Origin of the sequence: Sphingomonas sp. LY29 (assembly GCF_035593985.1) — a bacterium.
Taxonomy (GTDB): Bacteria; Pseudomonadota; Alphaproteobacteria; order Sphingomonadales; family Sphingomonadaceae; genus Sphingomicrobium.
This window is the reverse complement of sequence record NZ_CP141587.1, coordinates 819,315-835,063: the sequence shown is the minus strand read 5'-3', so window position 1 is coordinate 835,063 and position 15,749 is coordinate 819,315. Positions and strand designations below refer to the sequence as shown.

19 protein-coding genes are annotated in these 15,749 nt (G+C 58.5%); 7 read left to right on the top strand and 12 right to left on the bottom strand.

Going from position 1 to position 15,749, the window contains the following annotated elements; translation table 11 throughout:
• Positions 1 to 59: 59 nt before the first annotated feature.
• The gene (locus SH584_RS04235) at positions 60 to 1,055 is read left to right on the top strand and encodes a sensor histidine kinase (RefSeq protein WP_324809467.1); all 996 of its coding nucleotides are present in this window, start codon (positions 60 to 62) and stop codon (positions 1,053 to 1,055) included.
• A 58-nt stretch (positions 1,056 to 1,113) separates the two neighbouring features.
• Here the strand turns inward: SH584_RS04235 and SH584_RS04230 are convergent, their stop codons facing one another.
• The 7 genes from SH584_RS04230 to SH584_RS04200 all read right to left on the bottom strand — a co-directional run bounded on the left by SH584_RS04230 (position 1,114) and on the right by SH584_RS04200 (position 6,075).
• Positions 1,114 to 1,308 carry a hypothetical protein gene (locus tag SH584_RS04230; protein ID WP_324808801.1) on the bottom strand — a complete coding sequence of 65 codons (195 nt, stop codon included), beginning with the start codon at positions 1,306 to 1,308 and terminating at the stop codon, positions 1,114 to 1,116.
• A 461-nt stretch (positions 1,309 to 1,769) separates the two neighbouring features.
• Positions 1,770 to 2,186 carry a hypothetical protein gene (locus tag SH584_RS04225; RefSeq protein WP_324808799.1) on the bottom strand — a complete coding sequence of 139 codons (417 nt, stop codon included), beginning with the start codon at positions 2,184 to 2,186 and terminating at the stop codon, positions 1,770 to 1,772.
• 1,006 nt (positions 2,187 to 3,192) lie between these two features.
• Complete coding sequence (locus SH584_RS04220; RefSeq protein WP_324808797.1) at positions 3,193 to 3,450, bottom strand: WGxxGxxG family protein; 258 nt, start codon at positions 3,448 to 3,450, stop codon at positions 3,193 to 3,195.
• Positions 3,451 to 3,678: 228 nt separating this feature from the next.
• Positions 3,679 to 4,077, bottom strand: a complete 399-nt coding sequence (locus SH584_RS04215; protein WP_324808796.1) for a response regulator — start codon at positions 4,075 to 4,077, stop codon at positions 3,679 to 3,681.
• Positions 4,078 to 4,426: 349 nt separating this feature from the next.
• Positions 4,427 to 4,627, bottom strand: a complete 201-nt coding sequence (locus tag SH584_RS04210; RefSeq protein ID WP_324808795.1) for a hypothetical protein — start codon at positions 4,625 to 4,627, stop codon at positions 4,427 to 4,429.
• A 216-nt stretch (positions 4,628 to 4,843) separates the two neighbouring features.
• Positions 4,844 to 5,062, bottom strand: coding sequence for an excalibur calcium-binding domain-containing protein (locus SH584_RS04205; protein WP_324808793.1), 219 nt, complete (start codon positions 5,060 to 5,062; stop codon positions 4,844 to 4,846).
• A 656-nt stretch (positions 5,063 to 5,718) separates the two neighbouring features.
• Entirely contained in the window at positions 5,719 to 6,075 is a 357-nt protein-coding gene (locus SH584_RS04200; RefSeq protein WP_324808791.1) for a hypothetical protein, read from the bottom strand.
• Between the two features lie 242 nt (positions 6,076 to 6,317).
• Between SH584_RS04200 and SH584_RS04195 the strand changes: the two genes are divergently transcribed.
• On the top strand, positions 6,318 to 6,845 hold the full coding sequence (locus tag SH584_RS04195; protein WP_324808789.1) for a hypothetical protein: 528 nt from the start codon (positions 6,318 to 6,320) through the stop codon (positions 6,843 to 6,845).
• A 430-nt stretch (positions 6,846 to 7,275) separates the two neighbouring features.
• Positions 7,276 to 7,770: a YciE/YciF ferroxidase family protein gene (locus SH584_RS04190; protein ID WP_324808788.1), complete on the top strand. Its 495-nt coding sequence runs from the start codon at positions 7,276 to 7,278 to the stop codon at positions 7,768 to 7,770.
• Between the two features lie 440 nt (positions 7,771 to 8,210).
• Here SH584_RS04190 and SH584_RS04185 read toward each other — a convergent pair whose 3' ends face one another.
• Positions 8,211 to 8,708, bottom strand: coding sequence for a hypothetical protein (locus SH584_RS04185; RefSeq protein WP_324808786.1), 498 nt, complete (start codon positions 8,706 to 8,708; stop codon positions 8,211 to 8,213).
• A gap of 830 nt (positions 8,709 to 9,538) precedes the next feature.
• Here SH584_RS04185 and SH584_RS12695 point away from each other — a divergent pair.
• Positions 9,539 to 10,246 carry a PilZ domain-containing protein gene (locus tag SH584_RS12695; protein WP_416385169.1) on the top strand — a complete coding sequence of 236 codons (708 nt, stop codon included), beginning with the start codon at positions 9,539 to 9,541 and terminating at the stop codon, positions 10,244 to 10,246.
• Positions 10,247 to 10,263: 17 nt separating this feature from the next.
• Here the strand turns inward: SH584_RS12695 and SH584_RS04180 are convergent, their stop codons facing one another.
• Positions 10,264 to 10,995 carry a LuxR C-terminal-related transcriptional regulator gene (locus SH584_RS04180; RefSeq protein ID WP_324808784.1) on the bottom strand — a complete coding sequence of 244 codons (732 nt, stop codon included), beginning with the start codon at positions 10,993 to 10,995 and terminating at the stop codon, positions 10,264 to 10,266.
• A gap of 449 nt (positions 10,996 to 11,444) precedes the next feature.
• Positions 11,445 to 11,993, bottom strand: a complete 549-nt coding sequence (locus SH584_RS04175; RefSeq protein WP_324808782.1) for a hypothetical protein — start codon at positions 11,991 to 11,993, stop codon at positions 11,445 to 11,447.
• A gap of 197 nt (positions 11,994 to 12,190) precedes the next feature.
• Between SH584_RS04175 and SH584_RS04170 the strand changes: the two genes are divergently transcribed.
• The 3 genes from SH584_RS04170 to SH584_RS04160 all read left to right on the top strand — a co-directional run bounded on the left by SH584_RS04170 (position 12,191) and on the right by SH584_RS04160 (position 13,534).
• On the top strand, positions 12,191 to 12,373 hold the full coding sequence (locus SH584_RS04170) for a hypothetical protein (RefSeq protein ID WP_322842705.1): 183 nt from the start codon (positions 12,191 to 12,193) through the stop codon (positions 12,371 to 12,373).
• A 29-nt stretch (positions 12,374 to 12,402) separates the two neighbouring features.
• Positions 12,403 to 12,729 carry a low affinity iron permease family protein gene (locus SH584_RS04165; RefSeq protein WP_322842704.1) on the top strand — a complete coding sequence of 109 codons (327 nt, stop codon included), beginning with the start codon at positions 12,403 to 12,405 and terminating at the stop codon, positions 12,727 to 12,729.
• A 631-nt stretch (positions 12,730 to 13,360) separates the two neighbouring features.
• On the top strand, positions 13,361 to 13,534 hold the full coding sequence (locus SH584_RS04160) for a hypothetical protein (RefSeq protein ID WP_324808780.1): 174 nt from the start codon (positions 13,361 to 13,363) through the stop codon (positions 13,532 to 13,534).
• A gap of 419 nt (positions 13,535 to 13,953) precedes the next feature.
• Here SH584_RS04160 and SH584_RS04155 read toward each other — a convergent pair whose 3' ends face one another.
• Both SH584_RS04155 and SH584_RS04150 read right to left on the bottom strand, forming a co-directional pair.
• Positions 13,954 to 14,460, bottom strand: a complete 507-nt coding sequence (locus SH584_RS04155) for a hemerythrin domain-containing protein (RefSeq protein WP_324809466.1) — start codon at positions 14,458 to 14,460, stop codon at positions 13,954 to 13,956.
• Positions 14,461 to 15,123: 663 nt separating this feature from the next.
• Positions 15,124 to 15,504, bottom strand: a complete 381-nt coding sequence (locus SH584_RS04150; protein ID WP_324808778.1) for a response regulator — start codon at positions 15,502 to 15,504, stop codon at positions 15,124 to 15,126.
• Positions 15,505 to 15,749 lie beyond the last annotated feature (245 nt).

Sequence of the window (15,749 nt, the reverse complement as noted above, 5' to 3'; positions counted from 1 at the left end):
ACGCACTTAATCAACCGCTCATGGCTCCATCTTCAGACGGAAAGGTAGAGCGATTGGCCGTGCGGAAGCCCAAAGCGTCAAGGTGGAGCGAGGATCACCTGCGGCTTGCCGTCGAAGCCGCCTGTGTGGCTCTCTGGTCGTGGCAGGTAGACGACGACCGGTTCACGATGGACGAGCGCGCGTTCGAACTCTGGGGCCTCCCTTGGGCGACGAGGGTCACCTTTGAAGAGCTGTCCACTCACATTCACCCTGCTGACCGTGATCGCGTTCGAGCGGCCTTCTCAGCCACCCGCTCGGTTGAAGGCTCTTACGAGATCGATTTTCGCATATGCCTGGGCGACGAAGTCAGATGGATCTCGGCTCGCGGACAGGGCGCGGACGGCGGGATCGTTGGTCGAGTTATGTTTGGGGTTTTCCTGGACGTGACTGGCCGCAAGCAAGCCGAGGAGGGAAGTGAGTTATTGGCTGGCGAAATGAGCCACCGGGTCAAGAATCTGCTGGCCATCGCAACCGGACTGACTCACCTGACCGGTCGCTCCGCGAAATCGGTTGAAGAGATGACGGGTGACCTGACCCAGCGTTTGACCGCGCTTGGTCGGGCCCACGATTTGGTGCGTCCTCTGCCGGGAGAGCAGGGTAAGGCCGCGTTGCTCGGCGACCTCCTATCGATCTTGCTAGCGCCCTATGACGAGACGGCGGCATTTTCGGGACGCATCCGAGTGGCGGTGGCTCGTATGGGTGTCGGAGAACGAACCGCCACTGCGCTTGCGATGGTTATCCACGAACTGGCGACTAACTCCGTCAAATATGGAGCGCTCTCTTGCGCATCCGGTTTTCTCGACGTTTCGAGCAAGCTCGACGGCGATTACATCTGCGTGATTTGGGCGGAGACCGGTGGTCCAACAATCACTGAGAAACCTGTTCTGAAAGGCTTCGGTAGCCAACTCACTGCCCGAAGTGTCTCAAGCCAGCTTGGCGGGGAACTCACGCACGACTGGCAGGAAAATGGCCTCGTGGTCACGGTTCGGATGCGCCAGGATCGCCTTGCGGCGTAAGAAAGGCATCACGTTCTTGCCTCAAGGTGCATGTCTGCTTTCCACCCATAGCGAACATTCAGCGTCGGCGACGAGTATTACCCAACTCCTTCAGCGATGGCATCACCGTCCACTCAGTGACCACAAGCAACGACGCGCCCAATAGCATGTAGATCGGCGGCACGTTCCAGACGTTGGCAACATCAAGCAGCAAAGCCAGCACGAATAGCACGGCAGCGCTTACCCATAGCCATTGCACGACATTCAGCTTCATCAACGCCTCCTCTTCCCGAGCCTACTGGAAGTGACTTCCGCTTTCCACTCGTTGCGGACGTTCAGCTATCCGAATTCAGTCGGCGCGGTCGCATCATCGCGAGAAGTCCTCCGGTCTCGCGCGCGCGAGCAATGTTACGATTTATGATTGTTGCGAGGGGCGTCGGTGTCCTTGATACAAAGCCGAGACCTCGTACCCCCCCCCCGGGCTAACCTTGCAAGTCGCCATCCAACTCGCAAATCATCTGACGAATGCAGGCCAGGTCCTCCCGCAGCGCGGCACGTTTCCCGCCCTTGAACGCATTGCGGCTTGAGCGAGCCTTGCCAGAAGCTGTCACAGGCCCAGTGGCGGCCTTCCAAGGCTCCCAGCGCCGAATGGCCTCCGATTGTTTCCTGCGGCGCTCTAGGGTCCATCCTTGGGCCATCTTGCTCCAATAGTTCGTTTGGAAAAGCCCGGAATTCTCACACGCGGGGGAGCGGCCCCCCGTTGTTCACCTGCTGCGGCCCGTTCGCGATGTTGGCTTGCCGAGCGATCACGAGCGGAGGGTTCTTCATCTCTGCCAGCGTTTCGATCGTCGCACGGCATTGAGCCTGAGCCTTGAGCGCCAGTCGCATGTATTTCTCGCTGGCTTCAATATACTCGCCCATGTTGAGTGCGGCGCGGCGAGCCAACTCCGTGAATATCGAGTTGAGCGCCGATGCTTGAGCGACGAGCATTGCCTCGGGTCCGGACATGTCGCCTTTGCGAACCTTGGCGACCGTCTGCATGACGGCTTCCAGCGTCTCGCTAATCTCCAGCTTGCCGATCGTCCCCGCGCCGAAAGCCTGTACAGTCGCGGCAGCATTCACGGCTGGATTGAGCGCCAGGTCCGCGTGCACTTCCTCCTGAGATTTGTCGGGCTTGTCCGCGACCCGGAGCGGCGCCTCGATCTGAGCTTAGAACAGCTGCCCGACTGACTTAATCGTCTACCTCAGCAGCCGCCGCCAGGAACACACGAGCGCATCTGAATTTGCTCGACTGCCTGGCGATTCCGCAGTCGCTCGTTCGTCCACTCGGCTGCAGTCATGCATACTTTTGCCGAGCGAAACTTGGTCCCGGGCCGTTCCTGATAGTGACAGACCATGCGGTTGGCATTCTTTGCGTCGGCGACTTTCTTGGCATCCCATTCGCCGCGGTTGAGGCATAGCTTGTAAGGCTTAGCTCCGCGCTCGGCGCTTACGACCATCTGGCAGATTTTGGCGACTGGGTCAGATTGACCTGCAGGCGCAACAGACTGAGCGGTCCCGGAGCCGGCAATCAGCGCTCCAACGGTAAAGGCTAGCAATCTGCGACCCGTCATTTTGACCTCCTCAGGTTCTGCCGTGCCGACCGATATTACCTGACGTCGCGGAGAATCAGAAGTGATTGAGCGGGCCGCGATCAGACCGATCGAGTTTCATGAGCAGCTCTAGCCTACATGGCAGGTGCTGGACCTCCCAGCGTGGTGCCCCTACTCAACGTACATGCCAAGACGCCGACCATTACTAAGGGATAAACTCACTGAGGCTACTCTTCGGAAGCTCTACGAGCGGGATGGCCTGCTCATCACAATGATAGCAATCCGCTACAGCTGCAGTCCGACTTCCATCGCCAAACTCATGGATGAATACGGGATCGAGCGCCGACCACGAAGGTCACGTTCCTGGAGATTATAGGCAGTCGAGGCGCCACGCCGATGCCAGTTCGAGCGCTTATCTCGCTAGCAACCCGAAAAAGAACAAGAGCGCCAAGGTCAGCCCCACCGAGACAGCGATGGATGCAGCGCAGCCGAGCCTGTTGCTGAAGAAGAAGAACATAAGTTTCCTGAAAAAGGCGCCGGTCGTCTGCCGACCGACGCCTCTTCTGTTACGGCCGCTGAGTTGTTCCGGCCGGACGCACGCGATCATCGTCGCGATCACGGCGCTTCAGGCCGAGTAGGCCTGCAAGACCGAGCAGACCGATCAGGCCCAGCTTCCCTTCATCGCCATCATCGTCGTCGCGGTCCGGCACGGCGTCGGTTGTTACGATAGGATCAGTCGCCGAAGCCGTCTGTGCTGCCGCGCTCGCACCAGTAGCAAGAACAACAGCGCCAACACCGGCAACGACCATCTTGAAATGCTTCATGGTTCAACTCCCTGTTTGGAGACGAAAAGACTATTCGCCCAAGATGGGGGCAACGCGGACACTCAGGTGCTGTTCCGGTGACGACGATAGAAACGCGGCCCGCCTTAGTCTTACTTGGCTATTTGCTTCCGTACTAAAGTCGGAACTGATGACGGCAGGGCAACGCACTTCTCATCCGGGGAGCACGATCGCCAGCATGACTAGACCTCTCCGAATGAAGAGGCTGGCCTAATCGGCTCCGGGCGAGGCTGACGCAATCTCGGCCGCATTCAACAACGTCGAAATGGCGGTCGTCATCTGTGCAGTGGCGAATGGCTTTTGAAGGAGCATACTGTTCGGCACACCCTCTGCGGCCCAGTCTGCGGCGCTGTCGCCGGTCATATAAATGACGGCCATGGAAGCTGAGACATGGCGAGCATGACGAGCCAAGTTCCAACCGCTTTCGGTTCGGAGACGCACATCAGTGATCAAGCCAAGAAAGTTCAGATCGCTATCGAGCAAGGCCAAGGCCTCGTCCGCCGTTTCGGCTTCGCGCACGTCGTAGCCGCCGTCAGTCAGCGCGTCCGCGACGGAGACGCGAATGAGTGGTTCATCCTCGACGAGGAGGAGTAAGGGGGAAGCAAGCAAGGTCGGACACCGTGACAAGGAGCTTTCGCTCTACCGAGTTGTGCACTGACAAGGTCGGAGAAGCGCCTGCCCGGGGGGAGGAGGCAGGCGCTCGACCGATCCAAGCGTAAATGCTTGGAGCGGAGCATCGTTCCAACTGTTTGTCCGCTGGCCACGTCATCGATCCGCCGCGTTCCCGAAAACCACAGGAACCGAAAAGCTCGTCTTTCGTTTTTCCGGTTCGGTCGCTCAAGATAGCCCGTCACGTGCGTACAAGCGTGGCGGGCTTTCTTTGGCCGACGGAACGCCCGCGTCCAATAACTGCTAATTCTTTACCACTGCGTACACCCATGAAAACGATGAGGGTGAATCACTTCAAGATTTCCCCGCTGACAGCATCGCGCACCGTCACCTTGATGCCCATCCAATCGAACTCGGACTTCGCCACTTCCTCGCCCCGCATGAGACGGGTGAACAGATATTCGCTGCTGTCCCGCATGAAGGTCGGTCGCTGAGCAAAGCGTTCAGTGTCGAGCGAGAAGGTGATGGCGGCATAGCGGGGGAGCTTCATCCGCCCCGGATATCGTGAGGAGAACGATTCGGGAACAAAGAAAAGATCAGAGCAGAATTCTGGTGGCCGGCTGCCCAATGGGCGAAAGGATCCGGTGAGCGCCCGCCTCGAACCACCCTGCGCGAGACGCGAACCAGATGAGGAGAAAAATAAGAAGAGCGCAGGCCAACGTCGCTGCTCCGTTCCGCGTTGTCGAGCGGGGCTTGCGGCGTCTGGTCATTCGCAGCCCACTCCATCGCCGTCACGATCAAGGTGCCTGCCATAGCCAGGGTCGCCGGCCCGAACAGGCGCGGCGCCCGCGGCGCGAGCAGCCGAGCAGTTTCGGAATGATCCACCGCCGGACAGCGCAGCAAAGCTCTGCCGCTTGGCGCTTGAACGCGGGGATGATCCGCCGCCGTGACAGTGATAGCCGCCGCGCTTGCGATCGTTTGGCACCCCTCGCCATTAAGACCGCCGGGATGAGCCAGCGCAGGCTCCAATGGAACCCAAGCTAGAAGAGCGAGAAACAGTAAGACGCGCATCGATACCCCCAAGCGCGATTCGGCTCGGGCATCCTGTGGAATTCCGGTGGAGAGTCAAATGATCGGGGGGCTCAGGCGGGCGGTAACGGGGTTTTCCATTCTCGAAGATTTCTCTCCGAGGGGAGGCGCAAAGTTTTCCAAGAACGGGGTGCGAACTTTCGCAGATTCCGGTCGATCGTCGTGAACGCCGTCTTAGCACTTAGCTCCGATTCCAACGCCCTTCGGGAGGTAGGTTTCTTGAGGAATAGTGTAGCGAAAGATGACCCCACCAATCCGAAGTCATCGACGTCGTAACCGACGGGCGTGGCCTTCCCGTGATGCTGACACAACGGAAGACGAGCTCGAGCAAGAAGCCCCATTTACAGATCGAAGAACGGGACGAAGATGGCTGCGTGCGGGCATGCTCGCCCGCCGGCCGTGATGTGCGATGCCGCAACCGAGGACTGACTGATAAGGTGGCTGAGGTCATGTCGGAGTGGCTTGGCTCGATTGAGCACCAGAAGCGGTTTTAGCGAGGTGATGCTGATATGTTCGCGAAGGGGCGTTCGGGCTTAGTCGCGCGGCTGCTCGCTACTTGCTCGGATCACTCTTGGAAGGTGGCAGTGCGCGCAAGGTTTCAATTTCCCGCGAGATTCGGATTCCGGGGTCGGTCGCAATGGTTTCCAACGTCTCCACGCGCTGCTGGAGTGTCGTGACCAATCTCTTCAAGCGGTCATTCTCTTCATCCACCGATTTCAGCGTTTTAACGGGTTGCGCCCGCGGATCTGCAAGGAACTCGACGAGGCCACGTTCGCGGCAGCGGCGCGACGTCAGTCTGACAACCTTCGACCTAAAACCGGCAGTCAGGCTGGCCCAAAAGCCCGGCTCACCATCGACCCATCCAAGCTGACCACCATCACTTTGGCTGATGGCGAAGCCTTCGGTCATCTTGCCACGGCACCTAAGGCAATCCGCCATTCCATTCCGCCCTGCCGATCAAGGGGCTGAGCGTACCCATCGCATCGCCCCTGTGCAAATGATGCGACTGTCACTTGACGCTAAATCACAACGCTTGCCCGCGCGTAGCTCGACATACGATCAGTGCTAGAAAACTTCTTCTTTTCAAATGCGGAACGGGCGGCGCTCACGACGCGTTGGCTGAATTCATCAATAAATAAAAGGAGATAGTTATGAACGAGAACCTCGTTTCAGCGGTTTTTGACAACCACGCCGAGGCCGACAAGGCTGTGTCGGAGCTTCGCGCCAACGGTGTCGAAGATCAGGCCATCTCCGTAATTGCGCAGAGCGATGGCAAGAATACCACGACCGACGGCAGTGGCGCCGAAGCCGCTACCGACGTGGTCGGCAAAACGGCGCTTGGCGCCGGTGCCGGCACCCTGCTGGGCATCGCTGCTCTGGCAATCCCTGGCGTCGGTCCGCTAGTCGCGGCAGGCGCGATTGCAGCAACCGCAGTCCCTGCGGCCGCCCTGACCGGTGCGGCTGTCGGCGCTGCAGCAGGCGGGCTTACCGGTCTATTGAGCGATCACGGCGTGAATAGCGACGACGCAAGCTACTACGAAGAGCGTGTCAACGAGGGCGGTGTCTTTGTGTCCGTCGACTTGCAGAATGCTGGCCTTAATGCGGAGACCGCAAGCGATATTTTGTATCGGGCAGGTGGTCACAGCAGCCAGCGTGCCAAAGATACTTCTTTCGCATAACGCGGTTTATCTAGGGGCCGCGGCGTTGCAACGCCGCGGCCTTTTTTCGTAGTTGCTACGGCGATTCATCCGGCTCCTTCGGCATCGGCGGAGGTGAGCAACAAGCGCACTTCGCCTTCGGCTGGGTTCGCTTCAATCTAGCCGCTTCAATCCTTCGTTGATGTCGATTTCCAGTGGTCGCTGATCCCGCGGTTTCAAGCATATCCAGTTCCCAATCGAATTGCTGTCCCAACGAATCTCGCCGCTGGCTGTTGCGTCCCTTCGCGCATAGCATTTTTGTTTGGTCAGCAAACTGGCATGCGCCTCCAACAAACCGTTTCAGGCGGTGGAAAGGATAGTTGATCAACTCAGACCAAAGCATTTTTTCAGTTTAGAGGAACGACTACATGCGCTCAGGACTTGATTTGTTACAATCAAAAAAGGATCTGAGATGGCCACGAAAACACTGGACACTTTATTTCACGACACGCTCAAGGATGTTTATTACGCCGAGCGTAAAATCCTAAAATCACTTCCCAAGATGCAGAAGGCTGCAACTTCTTCGGATCTTCAAGCTGCTTTCGAGAAACACCAAGTGGAAACTGAAGGCCAGATTGAGCGGTTAGAGCAGATTTTCGAGATCATCGGAAAACCTGCAAAAGGTAAGACATGCGATGCTATCAACGGCATCCTCGAAGAGGGCGCTGAAATCATCGACGAGTATAAGGACTCGCCGGCTTTGGACGCAGGATTAATCGCATCCGCTCAAGCGGTCGAACATTATGAGATCACGCGTTACGGAACGCTAAAGCGCTGGGCGTTAGTTTTGGGTCTTAAAGATGCCGCCAAGTTGCTCGACGTCACCCTGCAGCAGGAATCAAAGACCGATGAAGGGCTCACCGCAATCGCGGATGCGACAGTGAACGCCAAAGCCATGCAAAGCTAGTTGGTAACGGATGAGCTGCGAACGTCACAACGGGGCGTGCTCTCTGGCACGCCCCGCCGGCCAATATTTGCTGGCCAGTGCGCCTCAACGCGACCCAAGTTCAAACCTATGTCCGCGGCCAAGTGAATGGGTCTCCGTGAACTTTCGCACCTTGAAGTGACATGACTAGGTGGGTCGGAACCGCTGGCTAACCTGGAAGCTCGCACTCCAGATTGCGCATCATCTCACGAATATGAGCCAACTCGTCGCGTAGCGCGGCGCGCTTCCCGCCCTGGAAAGCATTGCGGCTGGACCGAGCCTTGCCAGAGACCGTCACAGGCCCGCCAGCGGCCTTCCAGGGCTCCCAGCGCCGAATGGCCTCCGATTGTTTCCTGCGGCGCTCTAGGGTCCATCCTTGGGCCATCTTGCTCCAATAGTTCGTTTGGCAAAGTCCGGAATTCTCACACGCGGGGGAGCGGCCCCCCGTTGTTCACCTGCTGCGGCCCGTTCGCGATGTTGGCTTGCCGAGCGATCACGAGCGGAGGGTTCTTCATCTCTGCCAGCGTTTCGATCGTCGCACGGCATTGAGCCTGAGCCTTGAGCGCCAGTCGCATGTATTTCTCGCTGGCTTCAATATACTCGCCCATGTTGAGTGCGGCGCGGCGAGCCAACTCCGTGAATATCGAGTTGAGCGCCGATGCTTGAGCGACGAGCATTGCCTCGGGTCCGGACATGTCGCCTTTGCGAACCTTGGCGACCGTCTGCATGACGGCTTCCAGCGTCTCGCTAATCTCCAGCTTGCCGATCGTCCCCGCGCCGAAAGCCTGTACAGTCGCGGCAGCATTCACGGCTGGATTGAGCGCCAGGTCCGCGTGCACTTCCTCCTGAGATTTGTCGGGCTTGTCCGCGACCCGGAGCGGCGCCTTGCCAGCCGCTGGCTTTGCCAAGTCAGTGCTCATCTTCGCCCCCGTGATCGATCCAATTTGCCTTAGCACAAAAGGCGAACGGAGGGAATCGTGGAAAGTCTGCTATCGACTCTTTGCGGACATTCGAGTCGCCCGGCCTCAACGGCGGCTACGCGCCCGTTCCAGACGCTCTGGGCTGATATCGGAGCCATCCGTAAGCGGGCCTTCGTTCAGCTAAGCTAATGGCGGTTCGGCAATCGACGAGGGCTGGCTGGGGCGCTCCTGAGGGTAGCGGGTGGCGGTAGGCCCAGGCGCGTCAACAGCGAGCCACTTCGCCAGTCTTTGACCCGCCAGTTAAAAATCTATCTCCGTTTTGGATGCAAATTCAACTTTGCTTAAAGCTGTCTTTACTAGGCGTCGACAAGTGTCGAGGTTGCCATCGCCGGGCGGAGCGGATCGGTGGGCAGCCATGGGGATCATCCAGTGGCGTCAAACTTTCTTAAAATTTCAACGATCGATAGAGGACATTCGGCACACCTTCTCGCGGAGTTCCGGCTCGCACACGACGCGCTGGTCAGGACGATGGCGGACTTAGACGATCTGACCCGTGGCCCGCTTCCAAGCAAAGCGCAGATTGTGGAGGCCCGTTGGAGAATAAGTCGGGCGAGCTTGGCTCGACGCATGCTCTGGAAACGAGTTTATGATCATCTGTCGCGCTTCATCGTCCAGTCCAGCTCAAGTGATCTAAATCGATTGCAAGAGGCCGATACTGCCTTGCTCCGTGCTTCGTCCGCGCACGTGTCCCGATGGGGTATCGACGCCGTGATTTCTGACTGGTCCGGGTATTGCCAGGCGTCTCTCGAGATCCGTTGGAAGATGAAGGCGTGTATGGGGGCAGAGAAGCGCCTGGTTTACCCCATGTTGCAAGCGGACCACTGGTGAGTCTGCAATCGGCCCCGATTCACGAGGACCTTCGGGTAGATGCGCAGGCTCGGCGCTCGTCTCCGCGTTCAAGCATGTTCCTTGCAGCAGTCATACGATCAGGGCCCGAGCAGGCTCCCGTGCGAGTCCGGAACATGTCGCTTACGGGAGCGATGATCGACACTCCGATAACTCCTGCTCCTGGAACAGACGTGCAGCTGAAACGCGGCGCATTAGTCGCACAGGGGACGGTCGTTTGGCGCACCGCAGATCGGTGCGGCGTGCGTTTTTTGTCAGACATTTCCATATCAGAGTGGCTTGCGCCTCCCCGAAGAGCGGAGCAGCAGCGTGTTGACGAGATGGTCGCTATTGTTCGCTCGGGCGCGGCGCATACTGACGCTCGAGCGCCTGCGGATGTTTGCCGGGCGCCAGTCGAACTTAGTGAAGATGTCACAGAAGTAATAAGGCTGATGCAGGATCTCGAGGAGGATTTAAGTTCATCGGACGCTACGCTCGAGCACCACGGCGCGAAGCTTCAGCACCTAGACCTCGCTATGCAGATGCTTGCGGCGATCGCTCGTGAAATAAACCCAGGAACGGGGGCGGGCGCTCAAGGGAACGCGCGGCTCGCAAACCTTCGTTTGGCATGTGCGAAGGCCTTAGAGGCCTAGTGGAGGGAGCGTTCCCACTAATTCCGCGCACTTGACACCGAGGCACGAGAGCCGCGGCCATCTTTGGGTTCTCGCGGCTGGTTGGCTGGGGCGTGCTCGTCCGTGTCCTGATCACCGCATTGCACACTGACCAAGGTCGCTAATTCGGGTCGACGAGCCAAGACGCCAATTAACTGCGCGGTCGTTTTGACACCCAGGCGCCTAACGAGAGACGTCCGGTGCATATCGACGGTACGGATACTAATCTGAAGCTCCGCAGCAATCTGCTTGCTACTCAGTCCGGCGATGAGAAAGGAAAGAACTTCCTGTTGCCGTTTGGTGAGCTCACGGATTGGGATCGCCCTATGCGTCGTGAGGTTACGCTCATAAGACGTGACGGAATGCGTGACATCGTGACCTTCCACGAACACTCCAATGATGCCGTCATCTTCGTCTGTGAGGGGGTGGTATAGCGTGTCGTAATAGGCGTGCGTCAAAACCCCATTTGACGACCTGAGCGCCATGGGGACGGCGTAGCAGACAAGCTGCTCGCCCGTCACGAACACATTGTCGAGGTAAGCCTCGATCTCGTCGCGCTCCGCTCCCAATTCAATCACGCCCGCAGCTGGACGACCTTGGAAGTCCTGCGTATCGAAAGCCTCTCTCAACGCGGCATTGGCGAAGTGAATGCGATGCTCCGGGCCCAAGGTGATCGCCACCATGCTGGGTGATGACTCAAAGACATCGCGAAGATCGGCTTGGAAACGCATTGAGCCTCCTGACTCCGAGCAACCGAAAGATGGTCTAACTCATCGGCCGAAACAATACCGATTACTGCACAGGTGTCTGCCCAAAGGCGCACTGATGCGACGGAGCAGGCGATCCAGCTGGACGCGCTTCAAGGCTGGGTGCGCATGCAGGCGGAAGCGAAATAAGGCGGGTCCACTCCCCGCCGAGCAACAAGGCTGAGGTGACACTCGGCAGGAACCGTCGCGCGAACAACGAAGTTAGCGGCCTCGTGCCAACTGCGCTTCGTTGGCTCGGATCGCCCGATTGCACTGAGCCTTGCTGAACTGGAGCTCAGTATCATCCAAGCCGGCATCGAAGCTCCGAAGATAGTACCCTCGTTCTCGACTATCATCGGATCGGCTGTACTTAGACACGCTCGCGTCTGAGCGCGCGGCGCCAATTTCTGCTCGGCAGGTGCCAGCCAACATCATCAGATCGCCACGAGCTTGATGGACGGGGTTTGCCATGAGGCGAGCCCGCCATCTGCAAGTATTGCATCGGCCGCGTCCCTGGCCGCGGACGTGAGATTAAACTCCGCCGGAGCGCTCAGAATGCGGGCAAAAATCGGGTCGCCGAGCATCGCCGGGCAGTCTCGCCCAAGATCGGCAAGCACGGTGCTGAGTCGGCGTAGCTCGATTTCGTTGTTGGCCTTTGCCGCGGCAGCGTCGAGGTCTACGCTAAACATTTGACCGTGCGGCCGGGCGGCTTGGCCGATAAGTTTTTCGCCGCCATCGCTCGGAAGTCCCCAAGTGGCGACCTCTTTGGCAGCAAGCTCGGTCATGCGCTCAATCGCGTCCGGCGCGAGCGTCATTCCGAGCTTTTTGCACACAGCGAGCCGCATGCCGTACTTCGCAATTTGATTGGCTCGATCTACTTGGGCTTGCGTTTGAGCCGCAGCGATCTGGCCCAAGCTCAGCAAGGCGCCGCACAAGAGGATCTTGAAGCAGCGCGTCGTCGAAGAACGGTCTCTGCTGATCATAATCCACTCCGCATTGCATGATTTATTGCGTCCACAACGGCACCGTAATTGTCGATCAAGGCCGCTCAACGGTCGCATTCTCGGCCTACCAAGGCCGCCGCTAACAATAGGCTTTTGCTTATGAAGGATTTGCTTACGTCTGCAATGCGTCGAGAGCAGACATTGCGGGACGCAGGTCAAACGTTGATACTGGCGCGATGGAAGACCAGCCCGAGCAAGAAGCGCTATTCCAGATCGAAGGTCCTGACGAGGACGGCTGCGTGTGGGCATGCTCGCCCGCCGGCCGCGACGTGTGGTGCCGGAACCTTGGACCTAAGGACAAGGTTATCGCCGTCCTGACTCAGTGGCTTGAGGACGTGGATGCGTCGGAGAACTTCTGAGGCAGTTGTGGCCGAAGGAGTACCCATTGATGAAGGAAGCATTCGACCGGTTCACTACAGGCTGCGCGCGCTTCGCCGGCCGGCCCGCGATGCTGGTGCTGTGCATCCTATTGGCTGCCGTCGGCGTGGCAGCCTTCATCTCCGGCAACGAGCTCTTCATTTCCGGGGCCAATATTTCGATCAGCATCGTCACTCTGCTGCTTCTTCCCATTCTACAGGCAACTCAGAATCGCGATGGCGCAGCGCTCCAGGCGAAGATTGACGAGCTGATCAAGGTAAGCGGGAAAGCCCGTGACGACCTGATCCATCTGGAGGCAAAGGACGAGGATGAGATCGAGCGGCTGAGACCGGACTGAGGCTGTTCAGGGGTGAAGCGGCGATAGTCAAATGACCGCAATGGGTCGCAAGCGGACCGACTACTGAGGTTCTAGCAGCCCCCGCCCGGGACGCAGGATCGCATCTGAATCTGCTCGACGGCTTGGCGATTGCGAATCTTTTCGTTCTGCCACTCCGCTGCCGTCATGCATACCTTTGCCGAACGGAATTTCGTCCCCGGTCGCTCTTGATAATGACAGACCATGCGGTTGGCATTCTTCGCGTCCGCAACCTTCTTGGCATCCCATTCGCTTCGATTGAGGCATAGCTGGTAGGGCTTAGCTCCGCGCTCGGCGCTTACGACCATCTGGCAAATCTTCGCGCTCGGATCAGTGTGACCCGAAGCTATGGCGGACTGAGTGGTCGCGGCGGCAGCGATTAGCGCCCCAACCGTTAAGGTTAGCATTCGGCAAATAGTCATTCGGACCTCCTGAGATTCTGCTCAGCAGACCGATACTACCTGGCCGCGGCCTCGATCAAAAGGCTCGGGCGAGGAAGAACGAACCGCCTGTGAAACCATTTTAAAAGAGAACAGTTTTGCGCCTGCTGAGTTGACGAGGTTGCGACCGTCTTTGACCTGGCCATCGCAGCCTCACGGAAGGAGGCAAAGCGATGTCGTCGGACATCAACTACTATCGGCAACGCGTGGAACACGAGCAGCGCCTTGCTAACGAAGCGACCGACCTCGCGGTGCGCAAAGCTCATTCGCAGATGGCAACGCTTTACGAAGAGATGATCGAATTGCCAGCTTCGAAGGCACAACTTCGAATCGTGGAAGATCGATGAGTTTCGCACCGAGACCGTCATTGCGGTACCGATCGAGCGACCAAATCCGGGTTGCCGGCGAACTCCGTCACCGAATCATGCTTGCGCTTGGAGCGACGCGGATCTGGCTCGGCTCCGAGAACTGTTCGAAGCCAAGATCACGGTCCCTGTGATTGCGAAGCTCATGGGGCGTACTCAGGAGGCCATCAGCTCACAAGCAAGGCGCCTCGGCTTAGTCTCGGCCAGAGTGCGTCGGCCGCTCAAAGGCACGCCGCCCCCATCAGTTCGATGAAAGGTCGCGCTCGCCGCGGCGGCGGCGCGATCGTCGCGGTGATCGAGCCGATGGATGGAGCTCTTTTCACGGTAGCAGCTGCGTGCCGCACAGAAGCAGTGACCGGCGCTGCCCGCTGCCGGCCACCAGATGCTGCGACGCCGACGCCTCAGACCCGGGTGCTGTCCAAGGTCGTGAAGTTGGGTTTCGGTAATCCTGACTTGGCGTAGCTGGTCATGAGTTCGTTCTTCCGCACCGCGAGCTGCTCGCCGAGCGCGTCCATGTCGAGTCCAGCCTTTCGGGCCTGCGAGAACATTCCCTCCATGCGCTTTTCTTCTTCCTCGACATGGTGCTCGATCTGCTCGGAGAGTACCTTGACCTTCGCATCGTAGAAGTCGTCGTCCGGTCCGCCGGCTTCGATCTCCGCGATCAGGACCTTCGCGCCATCGTGTTCAACGTAGGCTTCCTTAAGAAGATCTTCCTCAACCTTGCCCTCGCAAGCCGGATAGAAAATTTCCTCCTCGATGGTGGCATGGACGGTCAATTCCATGCAGATCTCTTCGGCGATCTTCTGCTTGCGGCCCTCGCCCTTGGCGCTTTCGAATTGCTCGAACAGTTCTTCGACCTTCCGATGATCGGCTTTCAACAGCGCGACGGCATCCTGTTTCTCGGCCATGTCATTCTCCCTGCTTGAAGTGCTGACAACAGCCATCGCGCGGGGCCGTTCCGAACAAGGCCTTTCGGGCTGGCACAAAACGGATCGCCCGCTCGCCCGGATTGTGTTCAAAGCAGAAAGGGGACTTCGATCAGGGCTCGCGCTTTGAGCTTCAGAAAAGGGCTGGCCGACTGATTTTACGTCGACCTCGGCATCCGCCACCAGGAACGCAGGAGCGCATTTGGATCTGTTCGACCGCCTGACGATTGCGAATTCGCTCGTTGGCCCATTCCGCCGCCGTCATGCATACCTTTGCCGAACGGAATTTCGTCCCCGGTCGCTCTTGATAATGACAGACCATTCGGTTGGCATTTTTCGCATCGGCGATTCTTCTCGCATCCCACTCGCTGCGGTTGAGGCATAGCTTGTATGGCTTCGCTCCGCGCTCAGAACTTACAACCATCTGACAAATCTTTGCGCCGGGATCGGTTCGAATTGCAGCCGTGGTGGATTGAGCGGCCCCGGTAGCAGCGATGAGCGCTCCAACCGTAACAACGACCATTCGGTGAGTGAACATGCGGACCTCTTGAGAATCTGCTCAGCCGACCAAAAATACCTGACGACGGCGCAGACCAAAAGGCTCGGGCAATCGGCGAAGTTGTCGAGCGAGGTTCGGGAATGAGGTCAGATGTCGGCGTGTTGAGAACCGCTTGTTTTTCCAACAGCCGCAACTGCCTCTCGAACAGCATCGCTTAGAGCATCAGAACTAATCGGTTTCGCGAGAATCTTTGCGTCGGGCAACTCGCGTTCGACCTCTTTGGGGTAGCAGGTGATGAATACGAACGGGATGTTCCGGTCGGCACAGATCGCGTGAATTGCATCGACACCGGTGCCCGAGGCTAGCTTGTGATCGGCGGTGATCAGATCCGGGCAGTGCTCTTCGGCCGCGGCGATCGACGCCTCTTCCGTCTCGACGACGTCGAAAGACGTGTAGCCTAGGTCGCGCAGGCAATCCTCGACATGTGTGGCGATGAGGAACTGGTTCTCAATGATGAGCGCGTGCAAGGTGTCCCCCTTAGGGTCACAGCGCAAGACTCACGCTAGCGACCCACAAGCCAACGTTGCGACTGCGTAACATGGTTGGCGACTCGAGTCATGCGCGCGGAATTCAGGCGACTGAACAGCGCTCATCCTTTCTTGCTGACGAACACTCCACCTCAGCAGCTTCAGCCTCCTTCGCCAATTCGTCGTACCTGGCAGCCATTTGAAAGTGGACGCTGCGCGCGATGTCGGAGTCTACCTCCCGAGCG

Coding starts and splice junctions, on each gene's coding strand:
- SH584_RS04230 (WP_324808801.1), bottom strand. CDS start 1,308: ATGAAGCTGAATGTCGTGCAATGGCTATGGGTAAGCGCTGCCGTGCTA.
- SH584_RS04220 (WP_324808797.1), bottom strand. CDS start 3,450: ATGAAGCATTTCAAGATGGTCGTTGCCGGTGTTGGCGCTGTTGTTCTT.
- SH584_RS04210 (WP_324808795.1), bottom strand. CDS start 4,627: ATGAAGCTCCCCCGCTATGCCGCCATCACCTTCTCGCTCGACACTGAA.
- SH584_RS04200 (WP_324808791.1), bottom strand. CDS start 6,075: ATGACCGAAGGCTTCGCCATCAGCCAAAGTGATGGTGGTCAGCTTGGA.
- SH584_RS04195 (WP_324808789.1), top strand. CDS start 6,318: ATGAACGAGAACCTCGTTTCAGCGGTTTTTGACAACCACGCCGAGGCC.
- SH584_RS04190 (WP_324808788.1), top strand. CDS start 7,276: ATGGCCACGAAAACACTGGACACTTTATTTCACGACACGCTCAAGGAT.
- SH584_RS04185 (WP_324808786.1), bottom strand. CDS start 8,708: ATGAGCACTGACTTGGCAAAGCCAGCGGCTGGCAAGGCGCCGCTCCGG.
- SH584_RS04180 (WP_324808784.1), bottom strand. CDS start 10,995: ATGCGTTTCCAAGCCGATCTTCGCGATGTCTTTGAGTCATCACCCAGC.
- SH584_RS04175 (WP_324808782.1), bottom strand. CDS start 11,993: ATGATCAGCAGAGACCGTTCTTCGACGACGCGCTGCTTCAAGATCCTC.
- SH584_RS04170 (WP_322842705.1), top strand. CDS start 12,191: ATGGAAGACCAGCCCGAGCAAGAAGCGCTATTCCAGATCGAAGGTCCT.
- SH584_RS04165 (WP_322842704.1), top strand. CDS start 12,403: ATGAAGGAAGCATTCGACCGGTTCACTACAGGCTGCGCGCGCTTCGCC.
- SH584_RS04160 (WP_324808780.1), top strand. CDS start 13,361: ATGTCGTCGGACATCAACTACTATCGGCAACGCGTGGAACACGAGCAG.
- SH584_RS04155 (WP_324809466.1), bottom strand. CDS start 14,460: ATGGCCGAGAAACAGGATGCCGTCGCGCTGTTGAAAGCCGATCATCGG.